Origin of the sequence: Roseimaritima multifibrata (genome assembly GCF_007741495.1) — a bacterium.
In the GTDB taxonomy this organism is placed as follows: domain Bacteria; phylum Planctomycetota; class Planctomycetia; order Pirellulales; family Pirellulaceae; genus Roseimaritima; species Roseimaritima multifibrata.
Genome location: NZ_CP036262.1, coordinates 687,913 through 704,689 on the forward strand (window position 1 = coordinate 687,913; position 16,777 = coordinate 704,689).

General features: G+C 54.8%; 9 protein-coding genes, 1 tRNA gene and 1 pseudogene. 5 read left to right on the forward strand and 6 right to left on the reverse strand.

All coding sequences use genetic code 11. From position 1 onward, the window contains the following. Positions 1-158: 158 nt before the first annotated feature. Positions 159-1,082, forward strand: a pseudogene (locus FF011L_RS27190) (tyrosine-type recombinase/integrase); the annotation flags it as partial. A gap of 241 nt (positions 1,083-1,323) precedes the next feature. On the opposite strand, the gene FF011L_RS02645 reads toward FF011L_RS27190, so the two are convergent. Further along, positions 1,324-1,396: transfer RNA gene (locus FF011L_RS02645), tRNA-Ala, on the reverse strand. 160 nt (positions 1,397-1,556) lie between these two features. On the opposite strand from FF011L_RS02645, the gene FF011L_RS02650 reads away from it, so the two are divergent. Together FF011L_RS02650 and FF011L_RS02655 are read left to right on the forward strand one after the other, a co-directional pair. Continuing rightward, positions 1,557-2,666, forward strand: coding sequence for a lysylphosphatidylglycerol synthase transmembrane domain-containing protein (locus FF011L_RS02650; protein ID WP_145350020.1), 1,110 nt, complete (start codon positions 1,557-1,559; stop codon positions 2,664-2,666). 271 nt (positions 2,667-2,937) lie between these two features. After that, positions 2,938-6,207, forward strand: coding sequence for a DEAD/DEAH box helicase (locus FF011L_RS02655; RefSeq protein ID WP_145350022.1), 3,270 nt, complete (start codon positions 2,938-2,940; stop codon positions 6,205-6,207). A gap of 6 nt (positions 6,208-6,213) precedes the next feature. Here the strand turns inward: FF011L_RS02655 and FF011L_RS02660 are convergent, their stop codons facing one another. After that, positions 6,214-7,680 (reverse strand): cryptochrome/DNA photolyase family protein, encoded by a 1,467-nt coding sequence (locus FF011L_RS02660; protein WP_391560907.1) that lies wholly within the window; start codon positions 7,678-7,680, stop codon positions 6,214-6,216. Between the two features lie 185 nt (positions 7,681-7,865). On the opposite strand from FF011L_RS02660, the gene FF011L_RS26985 reads away from it, so the two are divergent. Beyond that, positions 7,866-9,101 carry an A24 family peptidase gene (locus tag FF011L_RS26985; RefSeq protein ID WP_145350024.1) on the forward strand — a complete coding sequence of 412 codons (1,236 nt, stop codon included), beginning with the start codon at positions 7,866-7,868 and terminating at the stop codon, positions 9,099-9,101. Positions 9,102-9,747: 646 nt separating this feature from the next. Here the strand turns inward: FF011L_RS26985 and FF011L_RS02670 are convergent. Then, positions 9,748-11,034 carry a DUF1501 domain-containing protein gene (locus FF011L_RS02670; RefSeq protein ID WP_246109684.1) on the reverse strand — a complete coding sequence of 429 codons (1,287 nt, stop codon included), beginning with the start codon at positions 11,032-11,034 and terminating at the stop codon, positions 9,748-9,750. On the opposite strand from FF011L_RS02670, the gene FF011L_RS26715 reads away from it, so the two are divergent. Further along, positions 11,033-11,182, forward strand: a complete 150-nt coding sequence (locus FF011L_RS26715) for a hypothetical protein (protein ID WP_246109685.1) — start codon at positions 11,033-11,035, stop codon at positions 11,180-11,182. The genes FF011L_RS02670 and FF011L_RS26715 overlap by 2 nt on opposite strands. Here FF011L_RS26715 and FF011L_RS02675 read toward each other — a convergent pair. The 3 genes from FF011L_RS02675 to FF011L_RS02685 form a co-directional block, all read right to left on the reverse strand. Continuing rightward, positions 11,176-13,752 carry a DUF1553 domain-containing protein gene (locus FF011L_RS02675; protein ID WP_145350027.1) on the reverse strand — a complete coding sequence of 859 codons (2,577 nt, stop codon included), beginning with the start codon at positions 13,750-13,752 and terminating at the stop codon, positions 11,176-11,178. The two genes, FF011L_RS26715 and FF011L_RS02675, sit on opposite strands and share 7 nt — an antisense overlap. Positions 13,753-14,424: 672 nt before the next feature. Beyond that, entirely contained in the window at positions 14,425-16,122 is a 1,698-nt protein-coding gene (locus FF011L_RS02680) for a PhoPQ-activated pathogenicity-related family protein (RefSeq protein WP_145350028.1), read from the reverse strand. 79 nt (positions 16,123-16,201) lie between these two features. After that, on the reverse strand, positions 16,202-16,645 hold the full coding sequence (locus FF011L_RS02685; protein ID WP_145350029.1) for a transthyretin-like family protein: 444 nt from the start codon (positions 16,643-16,645) through the stop codon (positions 16,202-16,204). Positions 16,646-16,777: the final 132 nt, after the last annotated feature.

Here is a 16,777-nt window from a genome sequence, read left to right on the forward strand (position 1 = left end):
CATCTATTGGCAATGACGCTGGCGGGCGCAAACGTATTCTGTTCTACGCTCCATGCGGAGCACGCAAGACGATCCGGCTGGGCAAATGCTCGAAGAGTCATGCGGTCACGATGAAGACACGAACCGAACAGTTGTTGGCCGCAACGATCACGGGTGAGATGAGTCGCGATCTATCGTTTTGGGTTGCCGAGTTGCATCCGGCCACGCGAAGCAAGTTTGAAGCGGTGGGACTTCTGGAGTCACTGGATCCGGAGCCGGGTAGCGAGGAAGTGTCGACGACTTTGGACGCTTTTCTTGCGGACTTCATGGATCGACGTGGACCGCGCATGAAACCAGCGACACGGGTTGTCTGGGGGCAGGTGATGGCGTTGCTGCGGGAATACCTTCCCCAAGAAATCTTGCTTCGTGACGTGACGACCGGTCACGCGAAGCAATTCGTCGAGAGTCTTCGTGAGCGAGGCCTGGCATCGACGACAATATACAAGCGGGTTGGATTTGCCCGTCAGTTCTTCGAGGACGCATTGGACTGGGAATTGATCGAGCGGAATCCGTTTGCGAAGGTGACAACGCGTCAGTCATCGAAGAAGTCCAATGTCCATGTGCCGATGGAGACAATCAGCAAGGTGTTGCGTCACTGTGACGAGACTTGGACGCTGATCGTGATGCTGAGCCGGATCGGTGGGTTACGCTGTCCGAGTGAAACGCTATCGCTAAGGTGGGGAGATATCGACTGGGAGGCCGATCGAATGCACGTTCCCGAATGTAAGGTCGAGCATCACGAGGGGCGAGGTATTCGCGAGGTGCCGCTGTTCCGCGAGTTGCGTTCGTTGCTGGAGGTTACTTTCAAGGCTGCCACGATCGAGGGCAAATATCCATCACCTGATGCCTTTGTCGTCGACAAGCCCGCGTATCGGGCTGCCGCAAAGCGACCGGGCGGATGGGCTAACGCGAATCTGCGGACGCAGTATTTGAAGATTATCGAGCGTGCGAAGGTCGAGCCGTGGAAGCGTCTGTTCCATTCGATGCGTGCCAGTCGTGAAACCGACCTGCTGGCTGAGGGCTATCCAAAGCACGTCGTCTGTGCGTGGATGGGCAATTCGGTCGCGGTTGCTGACAAGCATTACAACCTTGTCACCGAGGCTGACTTCCAGAGAGCAGCCGGGCTCACTGACAGCGCGGCACCAAATGCGGCACGATCGGCCGGAAAAGCGGCACGAAATCCGGCACCGCAAGAAGCACGCACCGAGCACGCAGGAAACGAAAAAAGCCCGTCTTTTCCAAGTTCAAACAGCGTTGAACGCGAAGAAAACGGGCTTTCCGAAGTGGAGGATAACGGACTTGAACCGATGACCTCCTGCATGCCATGCAGGCGCTCTCCCAACTGAGCTAATCCCCCTTAAGGTCGACCAAATGTTAGCAGTCGGCTGCCTGGGTCGTCAAGCGTCCTTCGGTTCTGATTTTGCGGGTTTTACCGGAACTTGGTGAATGGGGCTGCGGAGACTATTCTGCCTCTACGCACTCTGTTTTGTTTTCTTTCGTTATTGGATAGCGGTTACATGAATCCCACGGCCCCCGATTCGGATGTCCAGGTCGGTGCTGGCCGTGCAAAACGCATCGCGATGACTCTGGTTAAATTTGCGATTCCTGCAGCAATCCTAGCGTTTTTGCTGTGGAAAATCACTCCAGAGCAGTGGGAACAATTGACTTCGCAGCCGAAAAACTACCCGCTTTTGGCCGCTGCCCTGCTGGTCGCCTTGGCGGCGATGTCTCTTTCGTTCGTCCGCTGGTGCGTCCTGGTTCGCTGCCAAGGCATTCCACTATCGATGTTGGAGGCGTTTCGGCTGGGGGCAATCGGCTATCTGTTTAGTTTTGTTTCCGCTGGCAGTGTTGGTGGAGATCTGTTTAAAGCGATTTTTCTGGCTCGCCGTAGTCCTGGTAAGCGGGTCGAGGCGGTCGCTTCGGTGGTTGTCGACCGTGGATCGGGGTTGTACGGATTGGTGCTGATCGTCTGCGTCGCCTTGCTGGTGACGGCTCCCCATGCCGAAGGGGAGGACGCCGAGCGACTGCAAAGTATCGGACGTATCTCCACAGGGTTGCTGCTTGTTGGCAGTGTCGTGTTGGCAGGCCTGGTGCTGGGAGGCAAACCGATCGACCGGATGCTAAAGTGGTTGGAATCGTTGCCTGGAGTGGGAGCCGTCGTCGCTCGCGTCGCGGAACCACTCCGGTCTTTTCATGCTCACCCCTGGGGATTTTTGCTGTCGCTGGTGATGAGTGTTGGAGTCCAGTCGATGATGGCGATCAGCATGTATTTAATCTGCCGTGGGATGTATTCGGCTGAGGCGAATCCACCGACTTTGGTCGAGCATTTTGTGATCGTTCCCGTCGGCATGTTGGCTTCGGCAATCCCGATCGCCCCGGGGGGGATGGGAGTTCTGGAAGCAATTATCGATTGGATGTATCGCGTCGTTCCGCTTGTGCCGACTCAGGCTTCTGGAACCGTCGTGGCCCTCGTCTTTGAAATTGTCAAAATCGCAATGGCCGTTTTAGGGGTTCTGTTCTACTGGACCGCTGGGCGTGAAATCAAACGTTCACTTGAAGCGGCTGAACAAGAGGCGTTGGCGGCCGAGCAAGCGTCCGAAAACGATGGCGAACCGGCAGCGGAGTAAGGACTGAAGCACTCGCTGCGGCGTCGCTACGTTCGCCAGCGCGTGGTCAAGTGAGCATTCTCTCCGTTTGGTGACGGTAGCTGCGATTGTTGGGACGCGATCTGACCGGTTATTTCTCCCAAATTCCCTACGCCGTTCTCGCTGGCGTCCGTTCCTGAAACGGATGTCCCATTTGTCGAAATGAAGCCTCGGCGATTTTCGGCTTGGATGTTATAACGGTTCTCGCAAATCTTTGGTTTGTTTGTACTTCGTTTATGTTTGAGTGAATGTCATGGATGTTGCGTTATCATCAAAGTGTCTTCCTATCTTTGATCGAACGGAAATGCGGTATGGAGCGGTGCTCGCTAAGGACGGTGATGTTGAGGTTCATTTCATTGGAGACCAGGGAGCACGCGGGGTTGTGGTCGGAGCTGGCTCAGGGGGTGACGACGTCACGGTGGCCGTCAGCTTTGCAGAATTAGAAGAAGCCAGCCTCCTGGGGGTCTACTGCGAGTGTTCCTTCTTCCGAAACGAAGCTGGTTGTAGGCACCTCTGGGCATTCTTGAAAACTATCGAAAGCAAAGTCGATCTTTCGTTTCCTTTGGGCTTAGAGTTTTTTGAAGCAGAGCTTTGGGAAATTGAACAAGGGAAACCCTTTAGCCAATCTAAAAACCGGAATTCTAATCCGACCAAGATGGCTCCTTGGCGGCAGCAGTTGCTAAGCATCTCGCATTCATTGGCCAGGAGTCATGACCACGAGCAAGTGGATCGTTGTGCGGAAATCTTTGCTCAAAGTCAAACATGGTTTGTGATCAATTTAGCGAAGCAGGTTGATTCTCCAACGCTTCGTCTCCGGGTGTTTCGTAGCACTCGAAAAAAGAATGGCGAGTGGGGCAAGTTAAAGCCGCAGTCGATAAGCTTGGAGGATTATTCGTCGTTGCCCGATCCGGCCGAACGGGCAGCGTTTGAATTGTTAGAGGCGGATTCAGGTTACTCCAGCGGATACTATTCTCGGTTCACCGCCAGAAGTGAGTTTGCGCTGCGTGAAGGAGTTGCCGCATCTGCGATGGAAGCTTTGGCGGCGACCGGACGGTTGGTCTGGACGTTGGACGCATCTGGCAGTCCCGTCGACCCGCAAGTTGTACGCTGGGATTCGGGAGCAGATTATCGGCTGACCGTTGCGATTGAACCGCACACGGGTGACGATGGTAAAAATCGAATCCGAGCACGCCCCTTTTTGCAAAGAGCCGAAGACGAGCAGGCGGTTGCGATTTCGGATGTGCTGGCCGCTACGGATGACGGAATCCTGCTGCTTGCCGATAGGGCCTGTACGGTGGACGCCAAGCAAGCGTCCGCGATTCGTCGTTGGCAATCGGTCGGGACGATCGAAGTACCGCAGAGAAGTCTATTGACTCTGCTGGATGAAGCCGTCAAGTGGACCGGTCTGAAGTTGCAATTGGATCCTGAATTGGATGTGACGGATAGCACGCCCGTGCCGCGGCCTTCGGTGCGACTGTCTAGCCAGGCTGGAAGTGCAAACTGGTTGGAAGCCCGTTTAGAAATGATCTATGGCGATGTTTCTTTCGACTATCAATCGAACGAAGGTTCTAATTGGGATCGGTCCACGAAAAGTTTGGTTCAGCGAGATCACCAAGCCGAAGATGCGTGGTTGGAGTCTTTGGACCCAAGTCATTTTCGCTTTAGTGGATTGGGAACGCTGGAGATTGCTCGTAGGCATTTGCCGGAATTGGTGCGTCACTTGACCCAAGCGGGTTGGCAGGTGACCGCCGATGGAAATGTCGTCCGCCGCGCGGGCAGTTTTAATGTCTCGGTGGAGTCGGGGCAGGATTGGTTCGACCTGAATGCGTCGGCCGATTTTGATGGGCAATCGGCTTCATTGCCCGAACTGCTTGCGGCTTTGAAGAAAGGCCAAGACTTTGTCGTGCTAGACGACGGGTCGCATGGAATGTTGCCTGAAGAGTGGCTTTCCAAGTTTGTTGGTTATGACAAAACGGGTGAAGTCGATGAGGATTCGATTCGCTTCGGAAAGAACCAAGCGCTGTTGCTGGATGCCCTGCTGTCTGACCAAGAAGATGTCTGTTTCGATCGTGCTTTTCAGGCGTGGTGCGACAAACTGAATTCATTCTCGGGGATCGGTCCCGCAGCCGCTCCAGAAGGGTTTCAGGGTGAGCTTCGCGAGTACCAACAGTTGGGGCTGGGGTGGTTCCACTTCCTGCAGGATTTCTGCTTGGGAGGCTGCTTGGCCGACGATATGGGGCTGGGCAAAACGATCCAGGTCCTGGCGATGTTGGAAGAGCGGCGAGCCAGCGGGAACGCTGCTTCTCCGTCATTGATCGTGGTCCCCCGCAGCCTGATTGTGAACTGGCTGGAGGAAGCGAAGAAGTTCGCACCGCAGTTGCGTGTGTTGGACTACACGGGGACGGACCGTGCATCGCTGGCCGATCAGTTCAAAGATGCGGACGCGATCGTGACGACTTACGGCACGCTTCGAAACGATATCGTTGATCTTCGTGAACACCCATTCGATTACATGATTTTGGACGAAGCCCAAGCGATCAAGAACCCTCAATCACAGGCGTCCAAAGCCTGCCGGTTGGTTCGGTCCGAGCATCGTCTGGCGATGACCGGGACCCCGGTTGAAAACCACTTGGGGGATTTGTGGTCAATCTTTGAATTCCTGAACCCCGGAATGCTTGGTCATACGGTCGGTTCGGTCTTCGCAAATGTGGACTCCGATGACAGCGAACGCTTAGCCCATGTCGCCAGTTCGCTTCGTCCTTTCATCTTGCGGCGTACGAAAGAGCAAGTGCTGACCGAGCTGCCAGAGAAAACCGAGCAAACTCTGTACTGCGACATGGAACCGAAGCAGCGGAAACTGTACAAGGAACTGCGTGATCATTACCGCGATCGCTTGGCCAGTAAAATCAAACAAGATGGTTTGGCAAAAAGTAAGATTCAAGTCCTTGAGGCGTTGTTGCGATTGCGACAGACCGCCTGTGATCCGCGGTTGGTGAACCCTGAATCGCCTATCAAAGGGGCGAAAATTGCTCGCTTGATGGAGCAGTTAGAAGAGGTGGTTTCCGAAGGGCACAAGGCGTTGGTCTTTTCACAGTTCACGTCGCTGCTGTCTCTGGTTCGTCAAGAGATCGACCAGCGGGGTTGGACCTACGAGTACCTTGACGGAAAAACCCAGAAGCGAGGCGACCGCGTCAAACACTTTCAAGAGGATGCCGATTGCCCGCTGTTCCTGATCAGCCTGAAAGCGGGTGGACATGGTTTGAATCTAACAGCTGCCGATTACGTTTTCATTCTTGACCCTTGGTGGAATCCCGCCGTCGAGGCTCAGGCGATCGATCGCGCCCACCGCATGGGGCAGACGAAGCCAGTTGTCGCGTACCGAATGATTTGTCGTGAAACCGTCGAAGAAAAAATCGTCGATCTGCAGACCTCTAAAAAGAAGTTAGCCGACGCGATCATTTCACAACAGAAGAGTTTGGTAAGTGATCTGACGAGCGATGATTTGCGAATGCTGTTCGAGTAGGCCTGCTTACTTTTTATACCATTCCAGGTAACGATCCAGTTTCAGTTTTTTTCTGGCACTGTCGCTGGTCATGTAGCGGACGCTTCCAAAGATCGGCCGTTTCGGCCCCCAGGCTCGATCGTAGCGACCCAGAGTCCAAAAGATCCCGCTGTAGGAATTCGGGTCGCGACCATCCAGTGCGTACTTGTTGTTCAGTTCCACCATGATCGCCAAGGCTTCGCGTGGATGCTGGGTCCAGTGGAGGATTTTCTTGCCCCATAACATTCGCAAGTAATTGTGAATGATCCCTTCTTGCCTCAGTTGTCGTTGGGCAGCGTTCCAGAGTTCATCATGGGTCTGAGCCGTTTCGAATTCTTCCAGTGTGTACAAGTAAGGGCGTGGATCGTCAGCATGTTCATCGAGTGTTTTTAGGGCCCAGTTCGGTAGGGTTTCGTACTGGTCATAGGTGTCGGGGTGCCGGTGGGTCATGTTGAATCCCATTTCTCGCCAGGTGACGACTTGATCCAGATAGGCTTCAGCCGCTTCGGACGTTCCCCAGAAACCACGATTCTTGCCGTTCGCTTCAGATAGTTTGGAGGGATTCCAGTCTTCTGCATCGAGGACGTCCGCAACCACCTGGTGTGCCGAGATGTGTCCAAAATGAAAGTAGGGGCTTAGCCCTGATGATGTTTCGGGCTGGTCGGGGTGGTTGCGATTGTCCGCATAGCCAGCGATCGATTTTTTGAGGAACCGATGTAAGTGCTTGTTCGCGTTTCGGAAACCGCCGGCGATTTTGCTGGGAGCTACCGAATGATCGATCGGGATCGATTGGAGCCCGCCGCTTGCGAGGAGTTTAGGAATATCGGCTGGGGGCCATCGTTTTTGAATTTTGCTTAATGCGTCTGGTTCTAATTTTGGCAGTTGTTTCCGCAGCAGCGGGTTCGGAGATGGCATGTGGGCAAGGTGATCAACGATCGTTTTCTGCATCCATCTTCGGTAGCTGTGCGCTACGGTAAACGTCCTTTCGGCGACGCTCAGCGGCATCACTCCATTGCTGTCCACTAATTCGAGCGATACCGGGGTCCGGTCCGCAACCGTTTTGATCAATGTGGGAAGGAAAAATGAGGGGTAATCATCCGTGATGACGGTGCAAGCTCGTTCTGCAAGCTTATGGAAGAGAGGCGTTCCCTTCCCCGGGGTTGGTTCGACGTATGGATAGTAGGTCACCGGTCGGTCGGCGAATGCCTTCTGGTTGTCACGCATCCCTTCGATGATAAAGCGGTGCATGCGGTCATTGGCCCAGCGGTACCGTGCTCGCAGTGGCTCAAAGATAACCAGTGGTTTTTTAAGTTGGCTGGCTTGCTGGACCGCGTGTTCCAAGGCGAAATTCCAGCCAGGGCGACGAAATGCGACCATCCAGTAAAGGACGTATTCGCCATCTGGGTTCAAACCTTTTGAGTTGGCGAGCCGTATACGAACTGCAGGGGTCTTCATCAATCTTCGTTATAAAGGTAAGGATGTGGGGCCGGTTGCTGAGGCAGTCCGTATCGAAATGACACCGGGAGCGATTTTTTCTTCTGCCGGCGTACCTGAAAGTTCAACCTACAAACCTTATTCTAGAGCCCTGCCAATTCCCCTCTGTGGCGAACCTCTTTGATTTCTCGGATATTTAGTTTCTCATGCCCAAACGTCGTCGCTGGAATTGCTTGCTGTGGGGACCGTTATTGCTGATTGCAGCGGTTGCGGTGTTGTATGTCGTGGGGACCTCGTTGTGGTTGTCTTGGGGATCCAAATCCTACGCCCCTCGGTTTGCGGACCTCATGATTCCTCGATTGATTGATTTGGTCGTTCTGGGATGGCTCTTTTGGATAAGTTCTGCAATCGGCAGTTTCCTGAATGTGGTCGCTTATCGGCTGCCTTTAGGGCGAGGTGTCGGCGGTTTTTCCGGTTGCCCTTACTGTCAGGCTCCGATCGCGGCTCGCGATAATATTCCTCTGTTCGGGTGGTTGGCGCTGCGGGGGCGTTGCCGGACCTGTCATTTGCCGATCGCTAGCCGGTATCCGATTGTGGAGACGGCCGTAGGGTTATCGATGTCGCTGGTCGGGGTGATGGAGCTGTACCTTGGCGGGGTTAATTTGCCGTACGTCACGACGCATGGTTTTTCGTTTGGGATCGCTCATCTGCCCAATGTTTGGTCTGAACCGTTTGCGATTGGGATCTACCATATGTTGGCCGTTGCTTGTTCGTGGGCTGTGGGGTTGATTCGCGTCGATAGCGTTCGCTTGCCTGGTCGGTTGATTGGGTGGTGTTTTGCGATTGTTGCTTTGCCCATTTTGGTTTGGCCACCCCTGCAGATTGTTTCCTGGCAGGTCGATGTGGAGTCAGGCTGGCAGGCGGGCGGTTACGTGTCAGCGATGCTGCGAATTGTGACAGGGTTGGCCGCCGCCGGAGTACTCAGTCGAGCGCTTGGTCGTTCTTTAACCCCTGCCGCTGATATCAAGCTGGATCCGCTTGGTAAGCAGACGGTTCGCCTATTAGATTTGATTGTGATCATGGCGCTGCCCGGGATGGTGGTCGGTTGGCAGGCGTTGTTTGGGGTAACCTTTTTGGCTTGTCTGATCGCGATTTATCTGCGGCGTTATTTACCGACGCGAGACGGATTGGCGCGCTTTGCCGTCGCGATGCCTGTCGCTCTTTGTTTGCAGTTGGCTGGCTGGCGATGGCTGGATGGAAGTCCCTACTGGCCTGGGACCCATGCGCTTCCAATCGTGATGATTGTTAGTTTCTTCGCCGTTTTGGTCTGCGGGCTATGGCTTCGAAATCGCCCCGCGCCGCCTCAGCGGGTGGGCCTGCAAAGCGACACGATCACTGCAGAAGCCGAGCAGGAAAAGGAGTCCAGCGGCGAATCGGTCTGATTCTGTCGCCTTTCGCTCGGGACGTGAAGTTTATAGGTGACCGTTTCAACCCTGCCCATCGGAGTCTGAGTGCAGTGCTTTTAGCCCAGCGGGCGGCAGATACTTGCCGTTGGCGTAAGCCAACGGAAACCTAGCGAGCGTACGCATTAAGCCCAGCGGGCGACAGACAAGGATGGTTCTGTCGCCCGCTGGGCTTTCCTTTTTGCGTTACCCACTCCGGCGGCTCGCGCCGCCGGCAAGTATCTGCCGCCCTCCGGGCTACGTGATCACTCGGCCCCATGTAGGATCGTCAACTGCTGCAAACCCTTCGTTTATCGATTTCAACCCTGCCCATCGGAGTCTGAGTGCAGTGCTTTTAGCCCAGCGGGCGACAGATACTTGCCGTTGGCGTAAGCCAACGGAAGCCTAGCGAGCGTGCGCATGAAAGCCCAGCGGGCGACAGACAAGGATGGTTCTGTCGCCCGCTGGGCTTTCCTTTTCGCGATCCCCGCTCCGGCGGCTCGCGCCGCCGGCAAGTATCTGCCGCCCTCCGGGCTACGTGTTCACTCGGCCCACGGTAGACCCGTTAACTGCTGCAACCCCTTCGTTTATAGATTTCACATCCCCCGCGATAGAACGCTCACAGGAAAGCGTTCCGGACGGACGGTTAGGCGATAATGTCGTGAACGATTTCGCCGTAGACGTTGGTTAGACGGAAATCGCGGCCGCCATATCGGTAGGTCAGCTTGGTATGGTCGATGCCCAGCAAATGGAGGATCGTGGCGTGGAAGTCATGCAGGTGGATGGCCCCTTCGACGGCCTTGTAACCAAGGTCATCGGTTTTGCCGTACGTCAGCCCCCCTTGAACGCCTCCGCCTGCCATCCACGCGGTATAGCCGTCGGCGTTGTGGTCACGGCCGATGGTTTCCTTGCCGGATAGAATCTGGGTTTCAGGGGTGCGACCGAATTCGCCTGTCCAGACGACAAGGGTGTCGTCTAGCATTCCTCGTTCGGCTAGGTCAGCCAGCAACGCCGCAATCGGTTTGTCGATCGTTTCGGCTTTGGGTTTGAACTTGTCCAGATTGCTGTGATGGTCCCAGCCACTTGAGTGGACTTCGACAAACCGCACGCCCGATTCGACCAATCGGCGAGCAAGTAAACATTGGCGGCCAAAATCATCCGTGTTTTTTGTGTTGACTCCGTATCGGTCCAGGGTCCCTTGTGTTTCCTGTTCGATGTCAAGGACTTGAGGGACCGCTTGCTGCATGCGTTCACTAAGCGCTAACGAATCGATCACGCCTTGGGCTTCGGTCGTTTGGTCTAGCAGTTGTTGGTTCATCATCTGCGCCAAATCCAGAGCCTGTCGCGCTGCGTCCGGGGATTGAAGATTTCCCGGTGTCAGGTTCTGCAGGTTTGCACCCTTGATCCCCTGCCCGTCCCAGCCCAGGCGAGTCGCTTGGTAGCTGCTAGGCAAAAAGGCGCTGCCGTAGTTCGAGGGCCCACCAAAGGTTCGTGTCGGTTTGATGGTGAAGAAGCCGGGGAGATTTTGGTTCTCGGTTCCCAGCCCATACAGCACCCAGGACCCGAGTGACGGGCGTTGGAATTGGAATTCGCCGGTATGCAGCAGTGGGATCGCCAGCGGGTGAGCGCGGCTGTTCGTCTGCATGGCGTTTAGCATGCATAGTTGGTCGGTCTGTTTGGCTAGGTGTGGAAAGGCTTCGGAAACCCACATTCCACTTTCGCCATGCTGAGCGAAATCAAGCAGAGGGCCAAGCAGTTTCTTTTTGCTCTTCCCCTGCTTTCCGTTCGCTTTCCTTAGTTCCGGTTTGTATTCGAAGGATTCGAATTGCGAAGGACCGCCGTTGATAAACAGGAAAATCACCCGCTTTGCCCGCGGGGTGAAGTGAGGTTGCTTTGGCGAGAGCAGACCGGCATCGCTTGAGGATGGGGTCATGCCGGTTGCCATTAGCGATCCCATTGCACAGGAACCGACCTTAAGCCATTGCCGACGGGAAGCGAGTGACGCCGAGGAGGGATTGGTCATGACGGAACGCTGGGTGAAAGGAATGTTGTGGGCAGTGGGTGACTGTCAGTATCAATGAATGTCAACTAAGTATCGGAACTCAGCCGTTGTGAATAGCGTTTGAAACCAAGCGGCCCACGCCGTGTTTTCTGCGTCGCTTTCCGTATCCTCTTGTGCAGCGGTACGGATTTGATTCACCAACGCCAAGGCTGCGGTGGCTTCCTGCGGATGTGGTTCACGGCCGAGAGACCACAACATTGCAAGCCGCACCCGCTGCGCATCATCCGACACGTTGGACGTGGCAAGTAAACGCTTGGCGGCCGCCTGTGATTGTTGGTTAACGAATGGCGAATTGCGGAGGTAAAGGGCCTGAGCCGGTACGTTGGTGACGCTCCGTTTGCCGCTTACCAAGCTGGGGGAAGGGAAATCAAACAGGTCGAAGATCTCGGGCACATAATCGCGGACAACCGGCAGGTAGACGCTGCGATGCTGGCTGTCAGGTTGGATTTTGGCGGTTGGGATTCCGCGGACCATTTGGTCGCCAAGTCCCGTTACGGTGGAGCCGGCGGGTCGATCGTTTTTCAGTTCGCCACTGACTTGCAGGATCGCGTCGCGAATCACCTCGGCTTCCAGTCGCCGTGGGGTTGCACGCCAGTAGGTTTTGTTGATCGGATCGATCTGCACGTTGTCTGGGTCTTTGTAGCTGCTTAGTTGGTAGGTTCGGCTAAGCATGATCGATCGAATGATCTGTTTTACCGACCAGCCGTTTTCCATGAACTCAAGAGCCAGGTGATCAAGTAGTTCTTGGTTCACTGGGGTTTGGCCGATCAAGCCAAAATTGTCGACGCTGGAAACAAGTCCGCGGCCAAGCAAGTGATGCCAGGTCCGGTTCACCATGACCCGTGCGGTCAACGGATTTTTTGGGCTCGCGATCGCCTTGGCCATTTCCAATCGCCCGCTATGTTCGGGTGGGATGTCAAGCGAAGCCAGGTGTGGAATCGCGGTCAAGAAGTTGCGAGGTACCGATTCCCCTTGATCACGATAGTTGCCTCGGATCGCTACCTTTGTGTCGGCCGGTTTGCTGCGATCGCGGGCACTCATCGCATAAGCTGGACGTGGAGGTTTATTGGCCTTGTTTTCTGCAATCTGTTTTTCGATCGCGGCCGTTTCTTCTTTTAGTTTGGCGGCGTTTGCTTTAGCTGTTTGAAAAGCGGCGGTCGCTTCTTCCAGTCCTTTGGTCGCTTCGGCCGTTGGGCCTGTTTCTAATGTTGAAGTTTCTGTTTTAACCAGTTTATCCGCGGTCGCCTGTTTCTCGGACGCGACTTTTTCCGCTTCGGTTGCTTTGGTTCGTTCTGCTTTTTTTGTCGCCAAAGACTTTTGTAGCTCGGCCAGTGCAGCGGCGTGTTTTTCGGCGGCCGCGTGTTTGGCTTTGCCGTTTTCACCGATGGGGATAAGGTCGGTTGGGTTGTTGCTGTATTTCTGTTTGATCGTCCCGTACAGCGGTTCGGTGCTGAGGAAAATCCCTGCCAGCGCGTAGTAGTCGGTCGTTGGGATGGGATCGAATTTGTGGTCATGGCAGCGTGCACAGGCAACGGTCATCGCCTGAGTTGCGCGAAAGACCGTGTCGATTTGATCGTCAACAATGTCCATTCGGAATCCCGTGCCACTTGAATTGTGACGTTTGGGGCCGAAGGAAAGGATGCTGGAAGCGATTTGCCGTTCCGTTAGCAGTTCCTCCGATTCGTTGCCTGTGGGAGGGATTAAATCGCCCGCAATCTGTTCGATCAAAAAAGTGTCGTAAGGTTTGTCGCGATTGAAAGAATCGATGACGTAGTTGCGATAGGGCCATGCGTGGGGGTAGGTGAAATTGAACTCCATTCCGCTTGATTCAGCGAAGCGGACAATGTCCAGCCAATGCCGTCCCCAACGTTCGCCGAACTGAGGCGATTGCAGTAATTCGTCGACGAGTGTGGCAATCGGTTCTGGATTGTCGCCAGTGGCGAACCGCTGGATCTGTTCGGGTAGTGGAGGAAGTCCAACCAGATCGAAGGTCATGCGGCGGACCAATGTTTGGCGGTTGGCGTCCTCGACGGGATGAACGCCTTCGCTTTCCATTTTGGCCAGCGTCCATTTATCGATTGCGGTGCGAGGCCAATCCGCATTCTTAACCGTCGGTGGCTCCGCTCGCAGTGGTGTTTGAAATGACCAGTGCTTTCGGCCTTCGGCAAGCCGTTCTTCTTTCGCCGTAGGCCCATCGTCGCGGCGAGTATCAGGGGCTCCCAGGCGAATCCATTCGGTGAAAGCCGCGATGGTTTCGTCGCTTAGCTTTTCATCGGGAGGCATCGGAGAGACGTCTTCGTCTTGCCGGATCATCTGCAGCAGTAGGCTTTTGTCGGGATCGTGAGGGATGATGACCGGTCCCGAATCCCCGCCGCGCATCATCCCTGTGGGCGAATCGAGCTCAAGGCCCACAGCAATATCCTCAGCGTCCTTGGCATGGCACTCGTAACAGTGTTTGGCCAAAGCGGGGGCGATCTGTTTTTCAAAGAGAGCTTGACCTGCATCGGAATCGGCAGCAGGGTCAGCGCCCCAGGCGGGAGACCAACCGACGATTGTCAGGAGTGCAGTTAAATAAATCCAGCGTCCCATGGTCTTATGGACTCATTGAAGTGGGAGAGTGGTGCGCGATGAAAATAACAACGAAAATCGGACTGCGGTGAACCATCCAAAGGAGGGTTTACCACCCGTTTCGAAGCAGCGTCTGAGGTGGGAATTCAAGGTGGGGAGACTCGCAGAAACCGTTCGCGACGCCACAAAGTGAGCGATAATCAAGAAAACGGTAAGCGCAAGCCTGCACCCAGACTACCGTTTGCAGGCGATGGTGTCAAATTTCGCCACGGTCAGAAGGCTCGCCAAAAGCCGGGGAGAGTGAATGATTAAGTGTCGCTTTTCGCGGGGACGTCGATTTTAGAAGTGCCGGATTTCGGTAGGGGGTACTTTCCCGTCAGAACGTAAATGGCTTTAGCGCAAGGATCCTGCTCGACGCGTAAGTTTGGAAGTTGTGCTATTCCGAGTTGGCTACTTTGCTCCCGCTAGCACTGCGTCCCCTCGTCGGTTTACCCGACAGGAACGAAAGATTTGAAATTAGAAGCGGTCAGCCTCAGCGTATCGTCTCTGGTTCGGCTTGCCGCTGAAAGCGGCAAGCCGAACCAGAGACGGGAGTTGTTCAATGCATGTGTTCTAATTTCAAATCTTTGCTTCATGCCAGGCAAGCTGGCATGGGGCCGATTCTGTATGGAGGCCTGCGAGCACTCGCTTGCCCTAGGGCGTCACGGTAATGTTGGGACCGGATTCAAGCTGCACACTTATCTGTTTGCAGGGCTGGGTTTGAAGCCATTTTACAATCGGTCCCGCTTCTTTTTCAAAATCTTGTGGCGACCAATTTAGATAAAATGTCGAATCCGTTTGCCGCAGGGTCAAATCTTTAAGCTGAAGATTGGCCTGCGCTAATGCCTGTGCATCGGACATCAATTTTGCGGCAACCGCTTCGGATTCGGTTGTGCACTTGAGCGTAATCGTCGGAGGTTGCGAGTTATCTCGATCGGCGAACGGCAACGTGTTGGGCGTCACGAAAACATCCGTCGTCAATTTGAGCGGAACAGGTAGTCCCACGTCATAGGTAAGTTCAACGAAATAGGCGGTCCAGCCTGCGGATGGCTCGTCGACGCTGCCCAGGTACGAACCGTCGGGTTGGGCGGTAAGTCGCTTGCTAGTGTACTTGGGACCAAATGTTTCCAGTCTGAAGTCACGGGCTTCCGGGTTGGTTGCTTGCCACAATCGTACTTCTGTCGGCGCATCGTCTGGAGAAACCTTGATCACTCCGTCGCTTGTCACCTGCCAGGAAAACTGCGGTCGCTCCCGATCGGCGACGATCATTGCATAGAAAGCAATGACGGATTCTAAAGCGTCGCTGTCATCCATGCTGTGATCTGTGTTGGGAACGTACCGCAAGTGTTTTTCGCCTTGCAGTTCGGCAAAATAGAACTGCGACGAATCGGGCAGAAAGAACTGATCGCCAGCTGCGTTGAGAATCAGCTTGGGCATTGTTAATCGATGACGATAAAAGTATGGATCGACCAGCTGCAGCAGTTCGTCCATCCGCGGGTCATCCATTTTCTGCATGATGTTGTGCTGGACGTAGTCGCCAATCGAAGGTGCCCAGTAGCCGTACGCGGCAAAGTGATGACGCAATGATTTGTTGGCATCGAGCACATCGATAACGATGGGGATGATGGCGACAACCCGATCATCAACGGCACCGGTCAGCCAGGTCGTCCAACCGCGTTTCGAGGCTCCTGCGACCACGAACCGATTGACGTCGTGATCGCCTATTTGCTTGGCCACCGCCGTAATCGTGTCCATCGCTCGGGCGGCGCTCTTGACCATTGCATTGCGCGCGAGCCAGCGGCTTTCCCCTGTTTTCATGAACTGTGCCCAGGTGTAACCGATCAGGTCGTCCTCTTTCCTCTCGACGCCGTCGCCATGAAAGACTAACCGTTGATTGGGAACCATCCGCAATTCTGTCACAACGGTTCCGGTCGCCTCGGCGATCTTAATGGTTTCCGAAGAGGCTGATGTAGGTGGCTGGCCACCGTTGCGGCCTCCGGCAATCATCAGGAATCCAATATCGGATCGCACTTTATCTGGGATCACAATAGTGACCCAGTGTTGCCATTTGGGCCGATCGACTTCCTTTGGGGTTAGCCAAGTTTGTGAAACCATGTCGACAACGACGGTCGTCGTGTTTTCGTTTTTGGTCGTGCTGACGATGTTCCATTCAAACGCAGCGTCCGGTTTCTGGACGTAAAGGTCCAAGTCGGTTTGAGCGGGAAGTGCGGTGTGCGAAGGTGTCGCAGCCTGTCCGCTCAGCGCTTCCTGGCCAAATGTCGGAATGCTGCCAGCAAGTCCCGCCAGTGCGACGCAGCATGCCGAGAAAATCATCTTCAGAGGAGGTGTCATTTAGTGAAACACTTAAGTGTGATTGGATTTGTTGCATGGGCTAACATCACGCGGTCAGCCACCCGGGTGCCTCGGCTGCCTAAAGCGCATAGGGAGGCAGCGTGGTCGTCGTTTCATCGATGACTGCGGATAGGGACGTAGCAGCTTTCGACGCATACTTTCCCTTCAGTAAGTCTGGTCCCGGTTCCGCGGTGCCCATCATGATTTCAGTCTGAGTCGGTTTCTTCGAATCATCCGGCCACCGCACGGTCACAATGTACTTGCCGGGGGCAATCCCCGGATTCATGTCTGAAACCAGCGAGAAAGTTCCCGAGGCGTCCGCAACTCCTGTCGCCGTGGACTGCTCAGGGTTTTCCGAGTGGAACATAATCACGGCTCCGGCAGCCGGTTTTCCTTTGACCGTAATGGAGCCGGTAACGGGCAGCAGGCCGTGCGAATCACCGCAGCCTACGAGACTGCATAAAAGCAGAAGGCCGAGGGACGATCCGTTTCGAAAGAATCGAGCAATACTATTCGTTAGCATATAAGAATCCCAAGTAAAATATTTGAACTCCAGCACGCTTCGGCATAACGCTGCTAAACGAAGTGACAGCGTTGTGCGTGGCGCACGCTTACATCTTTCCCCAGCGAGCGGGATTTCCGTTGCGGGTATTGA